General features: G+C 33.2%; 4 protein-coding genes. 2 read left to right on the top strand and 2 right to left on the bottom strand.

The genetic code is table 11. The annotated features are described in order from the left end of the window. Positions 1 to 173 precede the first annotated feature (173 nt). Positions 174 to 1,661 carry a glucosyltransferase domain-containing protein gene (locus H3R33_RS09175; protein ID WP_198185449.1) on the top strand — a complete coding sequence of 496 codons (1,488 nt, stop codon included), beginning with the start codon at positions 174 to 176 and terminating at the stop codon, positions 1,659 to 1,661. 72 nt (positions 1,662 to 1,733) lie between these two features. On the opposite strand, the gene H3R33_RS08630 is transcribed toward H3R33_RS09175, so the two are convergent. Both H3R33_RS08630 and H3R33_RS08625 read right to left on the bottom strand, forming a co-directional pair. Then, positions 1,734 to 2,921 carry an aldose 1-epimerase family protein gene (locus H3R33_RS08630; RefSeq protein ID WP_198185448.1) on the bottom strand — a complete coding sequence of 396 codons (1,188 nt, stop codon included), beginning with the start codon at positions 2,919 to 2,921 and terminating at the stop codon, positions 1,734 to 1,736. 56 nt (positions 2,922 to 2,977) lie between these two features. Continuing rightward, the gene (locus H3R33_RS08625; RefSeq protein WP_198185447.1) at positions 2,978 to 4,603 is read right to left on the bottom strand and encodes a hypothetical protein; all 1,626 of its coding nucleotides are present in this window, start codon (positions 4,601 to 4,603) and stop codon (positions 2,978 to 2,980) included. A gap of 243 nt (positions 4,604 to 4,846) precedes the next feature. Between H3R33_RS08625 and H3R33_RS08620 the strand changes: the two genes are divergently transcribed. Next, positions 4,847 to 6,052, top strand: a complete 1,206-nt coding sequence (locus tag H3R33_RS08620) for a pyridoxal phosphate-dependent aminotransferase (RefSeq protein ID WP_198185446.1) — start codon at positions 4,847 to 4,849, stop codon at positions 6,050 to 6,052. The last annotated feature ends 5 nt before the right edge of the window (positions 6,053 to 6,057 follow it).

Raw genomic sequence — 6,057 nt, 5'->3', positions numbered from 1 at the left:
CGCATGCCCACCTCTCATATAACGTAAAAAAACCTAATAAATATCATAACTTAATAAATATAAAAATTTTTTATAGAATAATTAAATTAGATTGGCTTGTTTTCAGATCAAGATTAATATTTTAACATTAAAATAATTTCAACATATGTAATTTAAAAAATAATATTAAACTGATGTCTATAACCATTCATAAAAAACATTATGTTTTATTAACGTCTATTATTACTTTTATTTATTCTATTCCTTTTTTATTGTCTCCTTATGATTTTGTTGATGATATGTATCGGGCATCTAATGGTGACCTTTTTGTATGGTTCCTTAATGTAAGACCGTTTTCTGTTTGGTTGATTCGTTTATTAAACGGAAGTGCAATAGTTCCTGACCCTTATCCTTTTTCATTTATTATTGCTTTCTTAGCTTTGAATTTAATTTTTCTTTATACAACAGATAAAATAATTCGATCAGAGAATTATTTATTAAAATTAACTATATTTATTTTTCTTTTATGCAATCCATTTTTTTTACAAAATTTATCATATAAATATGATTGTATAATCATGACATGCAGTGTTGCATTGGCATGCCTATTTGTATTTAAAGAAAATAATCAAAATGTGTGTATTGATTATATAATTCGTTCATGCCTAATATTTTCTTTATATTGTTTTTATCAATGTGCTTTGACATTAGTTATTGGACTATTGGCTGTAAAACTATTGAATGATAGTGATCAGGTAGCATTTTCCGGATTGTTCAGGGAACTATTTCTAAGATTATGCAATATATTAACTACATTTCTCATTTATAAAATATGCGTTGTAAATTTTTTGATTACCAACGATTATGGTCCATTAGGAAAGATTATTGTTTTAAATGAACATATATTCATTCATCTTATTGAGAATATCAAAATATATCTATTACTGTTTTTATTGTATATTCAGGAAAACTATATAATAGTATCTTTGATTATTTTATCTGTATTTTTTTTATATACAGTGATAACAGATTTTTTAAAGAAAAATTATAAAAGAATTTGTGTTTTATGCCTGTGTTTTCCTTTATTGCTGGTTGCCATAACGAGTTCAAATATTATATTAAATATACCCAGTGGTAATACACGTGAAATGATGGGTATATCAGCCTTTTTCATTTTTATATTTCTGTATGTTCAAAAGGCTGGTTGTCCTTCAAAAATAATGCTTTTGGTTCCAATTTGTTATTTATGGACATCTTTACTTTTGTCATCAGCATTATGTAACCTGAAAAGAATAGATCATCAGAAAAATGCATTAATAGTACAGGAAATTTTACAATCTATTTATCATTTTGGTAATAAGAAAGTGGAGGGGATTACATTTATCCGCGATGATTTGAGGTTTTCTTCTCAACAAACCATTATGAAAACACATCCATTAACAAGGAAAATTTTTGATTTTGTTGGATTGTCAAACCCTTGGTATGTAAATGGCTTATTAAATGGGGAGTATTACATGCATAAAAATGTTATTGGCAAGGCCTCTCCAGATTTTCCAAAAGATGCTAAAGATATTTTTTCTGGCTGTTATATTCAATCGACTTTATATGGTGTTATTTTGTATGTTAAAACAGGCTCTTATTGCGATAGTATTACCAAAAACTATAATCCAGGAACTTTTTAATCCATATATCAAATATTGGATAAGGATTGATTGAACAAGGGATATGTTAATTAATCCCTTATTTTAATTCTGTTATTCTTGTGCGACTGGTTTTTGTTTGATTTGGGTTTCTTGATTGCCCTGAATATTGGTAATTTCCTTTTTCATGATTTCAACAGCTTGCCGATCAAGTAAGGCGTTATATCTCAATTTAAATTCAACTGTTTTTCCGGCATGAAGTTTTTTAAGTCTACCTTGTTCACGTTCAATTGTCATAGGATAGGCAAAATTGGTTCCTGGTTCTATGCCTGTGACGTATCCCTGTTTTTCGGTATCTGTGTTCTTCCATAAAGTTAGAAAGGGAAGTTGCTTAGTATTGAATTCTATGGAAACTCCTTTATTTTCGCTTTTATTATGCAACGCGGCCATGGTGCTTCCATCTTTTTTGGTATAGGGAATGATATTAAATACCATTTCATCAAAATCTTTGGTAGGTTCACGATAAGTTTGCCAATTATCTAGCCCATTTTGAGCATAGTTGTTAAAAGGACTTATTTCTTTAACAGGGGCGATAAATTTTGCATCTTTTTCTAATAGAGGTTTACCGAAATTGCTATGGTAAATAATTTGATAGGGATGCGAGTAATCGGCATGATTGGTTAAGCGATCATGAAGGGTAAAACTGTGGGAGCCAGGAATATAGGATAGCTCTGTTAGAACACGTAAATCGGTTTTTTTGAAAGTGCTTTCTTTAATTAAGCCTTTTATCTTGATTTCGTATGGGAATAGAGTATCGATCTCAACAATAACTTCAGATGCTGGTGTATTTGCTGCTTTTCCATGAAGGCTATAAAGCTCACCATTGGTATCAGTAAAAGGATGCCCAGACCATTCATAACCACAACGAACCATCATTTCGTTAAAACCCTCTAACCATCCGGTGCCATTGCGACTTTGAAGATTTATGAAAGTGGGGTTGACTATCTCCTTTACAGGTGAATCCCAACCCAGGCGAATGCCAGGAGCTGTTGCTTCAATCACATTCATTCCTCGTGTTGGGCTCAGGGTGATGGTCAATCCATCAGGACATTTAATTATGATCAGTCTGGAACCTTCCTGTTTTCCTCCATGCAGACAGATTTGCTGAATAGAAAATAAAACATTTTCAATACCAAGCTGGTGATTGTTAATCTCCCAATTGCCTAATTCAATGTTATGAGCTGCGCTGGTTAGTGTAAAAGATTTGGTCTGATTTTGAGATAATGAAAATTCTAGTGTCATTTTATTCTCCCGGATTTACAAACAGCACTCATGCATTATTTTGAAGATTTATATAATTAATGCAATAATAATTGAATTTGTTCCTTAAAATTATTTTCACTGATGTAGGGGGATTGATAATAAAAATCGTTTTTTGATTTAAAATAATTGGATAGATCAAATAAATTCTCTTGATCGATATCTCTTATTACCAAATTTTTCCAGGCAGGGCGTATAAATTGCTCGACAGCTTGTGACAAAGCACATTGATCAATACACCAATTGGTAAAATTATGGGGATCATAAGCCCATTTTATATAATGTCCGATAAAATGAAGAATTTTAGGGGTGATTTCTGAATGGTTTAGATATGTAATTCCGGCTCCCAAACACCAAGGTGCCCCCACGAGCTGATCACCATTTTTATCAAAAGCAAAAAGTCTCAAACCAAAATCATAATTGCCAAATAAAGGGAATTTTTTACTGAAAAAATCCTCTGTAACGGTGAGATCAATATCAAGAATAAAGGTTTTTGTAGGATAACGTTGATAAAGTTTTTCCGCAAAAAGAAAACGTAAACAGGTAAAATAGGCTGCATCCCGATAAAGTGAGGAACCATAACCATAGGTAATATGCATATTAGGAATGGTGTTATGAATAAATTCAGAGATCTCCTTTAGAAATTCTTTTTGTTGAGATGATGGATTTTCCAATGCAAGAGCAAGAACGATTTTACTTTGAAAATCTATCCTTTTATGTGCTTTTACAAGAGTAAAGAGAAATTTGGGTAAATATTTTAAATACCGGGAATCACAACCCAGAATGAATAGTAAATCGGCCTGTTGACCTTTTAGATCAGCATATGACCATTGCCATTTTTCCAGATGAAATGGATCATCATGTTTATCAGCCTGTTCAAAATTTTGGTATCTCTTTTCTGTTAACCAACTATATACACCACTATCTTCATTGTCGAAATAAACGGAAGTTTCAGGAGCCAGTTCTTTGGATTTTTGAAAGTGATAATCTGCCAAGGGTCTATTATGGAGAAGCCACTGCAATTTTCCTGCATTTAGATGATACCAGGTTGTATCTCCATTTAATTCATATTCCTCGTCCAGCAACCCTTTTAACAGATCTCTAAAATGTTCTTGAAGTCTGTCACAATAATAGCCCAGATAAATTGCATAACGCTGTTGAATTGTTTGATTTGCGCCGTGCATTGAATAAGGAAAAAGATAAAGGTTAAATTCGGAGGTTGGAATTGGCAATTTATATCTTTGTAAGATATTGGGTAAAAAAAACATATAATAATTGGTAATTTCACCTTTTTCCAATTCGGACATGATATCCCTTGTCAAGAGGTCAGAAGAACAAATGAAATTAAGATATTTTTCCAGTTTTTCTAAAGAAGCGTTTATATCTTTTTTCAAGAAAAGGATAGTTGCCTTAAAAAAATAGTAGTCCTTATTGTTTGAATCTATCTCTATAAGAAAATTTATTAACGCTTCAGCCAACATATAATTTTTAAAAGTAAGGCAATATTGGCAGAGCTCTTTTAATATTGTTTGGTTAGCCAGGTTATTTTTAAAATTTTCAGTAATTTGCGTTATATTTTTCAATCCGGGATATATTTTTGCTGGAATCGGTTTTGCTTGATTTTTTTTTATGAAATCTAGAACATGATATTTAAGAATAGCCATTTCCATTGGTTTTATAATCTTTCTTGTTTTAATAAATTTATTTAAATGAGTTTATTTGATATAGATTTTTCAAAAGAGAAAAATTAAATTCAATGATCGTTTAAAAGTTAAATGGTCTTATAAAAAATAAAATTATTATAATTAATTAAAACATGATCTATATTATATAAAGTTTTTTATAAATATTTTATATAATGATAAGCTTTATATGAATGAATTGTTTACGTAACTGGAATGGTAATAATGGATATTCTATCTGCTCGATTGAAAAAAATACAGCCTAGTCAGACGCTGGTGATTAGTGCAAAGGCGCGTGCCATGAAAAGTAAGGGTCAGGATGTGATCAGCCTTTCGGCTGGTGAACCTGACTTTGATACGCCGATCAATATTAAAAATGCAGGTATAGCAGCCATTCAGTCCGGACAGACAAAATATACAGATGTTGGAGGGACCCCAGCTGTCCGCCAGGCAGTTGCCCAACGTTTGAAAGCCGATTATAATATTGACTACCAATCTGAAGAAATCATGGTGTCCAGTGGTGGAAAACAGGTTATATTCAATGCGATGATGGCCAGTCTTAATCCAGGAGATGAGGTCATTATCCCTTCACCTTGTTGGGTTTCTTATCCCGATATTGTAACATTGGCTGGTGGAACACCAGTTATCATTCCTTGTAAGGAGGAGCATGCAGGTTTCAAGTTGCAGCCCGAACAACTGAGTGCAGCAATTACGTCTAAAACGAAATGGCTGATTTTGAATTCCCCTTGTAATCCCACAGGTGCTGTATATAGTAAAGAAGAATTGCAGGCTTTATGTGATGTCTTGATGCAATATCCAAATGTATGGGTTTTGACGGATGATATTTATTCCAAGCTGGTTTACGATGGGGTGGTTGCTCCAACAGTAGTCCAGGTTGAACCACGCCTTAAAGAACGCACAATTACAATGAACGGTGTTTCAAAAGCCTATTCGATGACGGGATGGCGTATTGGATATGCTGCCGCCCCTGTAGAATTTGTCAAGGCAATGATAAAGTTGCAGGGACAGTCCACAACCAATCCCTGTTCCATTAGTCAGGCGGCAACTGTTGAGGCTTTGACTGGTTCACAGGATTCAGTTGCCGATATGGTGGCTACTTATCAAAAAAGGCGAAATCTGGTTTTGGATAACCTAAATGGCGCACCGGGTCTATCCTGTTTAAAACCCATGGGGGCCTTTTACCTGTTTGTTTCAATGAAAAATTGTTTGGGTAAAACAACCAGTAAGGGGACAAAAATTAATAGTGATCAGGATTTCGTAACGGCCTTACTGGAAGAAGAGGGTGTAGCCACAGTTCATGGAGCAGCTTTTATGATGGCTGGATATTTCCGTATTTCCTATGCGACAAATACAGAGTTGCTTAAGGAAGCCTGCTTACGGATTAAACATTTCTGCATGAATTTGAGCTAGGGCTA

The organism is Commensalibacter sp. B14384M2 (assembly GCF_016101865.1).
Classification (GTDB): Bacteria; Pseudomonadota; Alphaproteobacteria; order Acetobacterales; family Acetobacteraceae; genus Commensalibacter; species Commensalibacter melissae.
Note: the sequence above shows the minus strand (reverse complement) of the source record. Positions and strands in the feature narration are given on the sequence as shown.